Genomic DNA, 2,824 nt, shown 5'->3' on the forward strand with positions numbered 1-2,824 from the left:
AATAGCGATAGGTAAGCCTCTGGCGTTTCCACCTCGGGCTTTTCCCCCGCTCCACACCGTGCGTGATAGTTTCCCATCACACGGCGTTCCACCGACTAAGATTACTTTTTAGTGCCTATATAGTCCTCGAATTGTATTTCCTCCAACTCTCTGTGTTTTCGGAGTTTATTGATTTTATCTTTCATTTCTTCGGTCAACTGTAAGTCTTTAAGCAACTTTCCAATTTTTACAGGATTCGTTGCTCCAACCAGTTCTGACACCTCTTTTGACAGGATAATCAAATTCCTGTAAGTGTCGTTTCGCTCTCCCTTACATGGTTTGATATGCACACATACCATATCTGATATTGACAGGGCATTGTGCGTTACCGCACATTTGCCTTTTTGTGCGATATATCTCGAAAGAGCGTTGTCTGCCATCTCCAACGTAGGGTAGAGATGTGCATTTTCCATCATGTATTTCATAACATCGTAGCTGATACAGTTTTCGATGTCTGAATACTTCCTCACATATTTATTGACTTCACGCCTTTTATATTTGGGGTATTCATAAGCCACATATCCAACAGGGATAATCATTCTTCCCTTTATCCATCGGAACTGCTTAGACTTTCCATACTTTTCCTGAATAAACTTGCTGGTTATCTCGCCTTGACGTTCTATGGGGTAACAGCGGTTATTATGATTCATGCCGTTACTTTTTCCCGTTACTTTAAAGGCGATTTCCGCAAAGTCTGCTGATACCATAGTTGCCATACAGTAATAGTTGTGCATTCCCATAACCATTGCATTATAAAGACTTATATTTCGGTCTATCTCGCTTTGTTTGCTCGGATTCTTTATGTCTTTCCAAACGTCACTTAGCTTTTTAATGACCTTTGCTTTACTCTTGTCTGCCATGTGGGAACGTATTACCCACTTACTGCCTTTTGGTACAACCTTAAATTTGATACCGAGGAAAGTAGTGTAATTCTTCCGCAAGTTTGTGATACCCGACTTTTCTCCACTGGTCTGTAAATGCAGATTTTCTGCCAACCAGAGTTTTGTGGCACACATTACCTTTTTCGCCGTTGCATAATCCCGACAGAATAGCTTAAAATCATCTGCATACCTTACGATATACATTTCTTTCAAATCGGTTTTTGCTCTCAGCTTATTCCATTTCTGCGTTCTGTCTACTGTGAGGACGTTTCCCTCTTTATCAGTCTTGTTAAACTCTAAACCTGTTTTACCCTCTTTGATTTTGAACATTTCCCACTGACTGGCAATCCACCAGTCCAGTTCATTCAATACAACATTTGCAAGAAGTGGGGATAGAATCCCCCCTGTGGTGTACCCGTTTCGGGAGTGATTATAATGTCATTGAACAGGATTTCCGCTTTCAGCATCTGCTTGATTATCATAATCAGCTTTCTGTCCTGTATGCCGATTCCCCACAACTGCCGAATCAACTTACTGTGGTCGATATTATCAAAGAAGCCAACAATGTCTACATCTACTACAAAGTGCAGATTCTGCAACTGTGCCATTTTATAGCATTGTGCGATTGCATTCTGAGTTGACCGATATGGTCTGAAACCATTGTTCCGCTCATGAAATTTCGCTTCACAAATCGGCTCCAGTATCTGTAAGATACACTGTTGTATCAGTCTGTCCCAAATACTCGGAATCCCTAATGGGCGGGTTTTTCCGTTGTCTTTCGGGATTTCAACTCGTCTAACCTTTTTTGGCTGATAATAGTTCAACTTATTTCTGACGGTTTTAATGACCGATTCGATGGGCAGTGACTGTATCGCTACAATCGTTTTCCCATCTGTGCCGGGAGTTTTGCTCCCACTATTTTTACAGATATTTCGATATGCAAGTATGATATTCTGCTCTGACACAATCAACGGCATGAGCCTGTCAAATGTCTTTCCATTCTGGCTGTCCTCAAATAATCGGTAGCCTGTTTCTTTAGCGTCATACCTTTCTGCATTTCGCTCTGCTTTGTTTACAATTCGTTTTGCCATAGTAACCAGCTCCTTATCAGAGAATGATTTTTTCTTAGTCGCACCACGACAGCTATGAAAATCTCCATTTTGGTGATTACTATATAGGCATGAAAGAAAATCTTAGTATCGGCTTGAGGCTATCCCTCCACCGCTTATTGTTACGGCTTCACAGGTACTGTGCCTCTACTCTCACAGCCACTAATGCACTTATTATAGAAAGGCTCTTTCAATCCCTTTCCTTTTCGATACAACTACGGTACTTTTTCCGCTGATACAGTCAGCTCCCGTATTGGCTGCTTTCCACGTTCCGCATAACTTAGGATTGTTGCCACTTAGGTCGTTCCTTTAGCCCTGCAAGCATTATCTTCGAGCGAATCCCTCAAGATACCTGTGTCCTGTAAACACAGAGGGCATTTCATACTAACAACTTTTACTTTGCCCCGCTTGCGTACCCATTGGTACACTTGCATTTCTGCAAGCCATTCGTTTAGAGCCGTACATTCGGAATCTTTGTCAGACCGCCTTTTTGGTCATTCTAACCATATGGCAACCCCACCCGCACCGTCACACACAACCCGTACCTCTACGAATCTTTCCTCGCCATTAAGCGTTAGGGTGTGCTTCGCACGACTTCCCCGAGCTTATAACCCCAACCGTCTGTATTCGGCTGACGCTATTCGGAGTATTAGTGAATCCCCTTCAGGGCGTTACCCCGTCATTTGAGATTTCAGTTATGCAGTTCTCTAAAACCACATTTATTTAATTGTTTGTGACTTTAGGCTACGCTTTTGTCGGTTATTCCCACCGTTTTAGGCGTAGAACGTGTCACAC

The 2,824-nt window shown here is 42.4% G+C and carries 2 protein-coding genes; both read right to left on the bottom strand.

Annotated elements, in window-relative coordinates; all coding sequences use genetic code 11:
• Positions 1 to 101 precede the first annotated feature (101 nt).
• The gene (locus tag PG418_RS18975; protein ID WP_243097876.1) at positions 102 to 1,289 is read right to left on the bottom strand and encodes an RNA-dependent RNA polymerase family protein; all 1,188 of its coding nucleotides are present in this window, start codon (positions 1,287 to 1,289) and stop codon (positions 102 to 104) included.
• The gene (locus PG418_RS18980) at positions 1,286 to 2,011 is read right to left on the bottom strand and encodes a reverse transcriptase domain-containing protein (protein WP_201885414.1); all 726 of its coding nucleotides are present in this window, start codon (positions 2,009 to 2,011) and stop codon (positions 1,286 to 1,288) included. The genes PG418_RS18975 and PG418_RS18980 overlap by 4 nt, the downstream gene beginning before the upstream one ends.
• Positions 2,012 to 2,824 lie beyond the last annotated feature (813 nt).

The organism is Bariatricus sp. TF06-38A, from assembly GCF_027690675.1.
Taxonomy (GTDB): domain Bacteria; phylum Bacillota; class Clostridia; order Lachnospirales; family Lachnospiraceae; genus Allocoprococcus; species Allocoprococcus comes.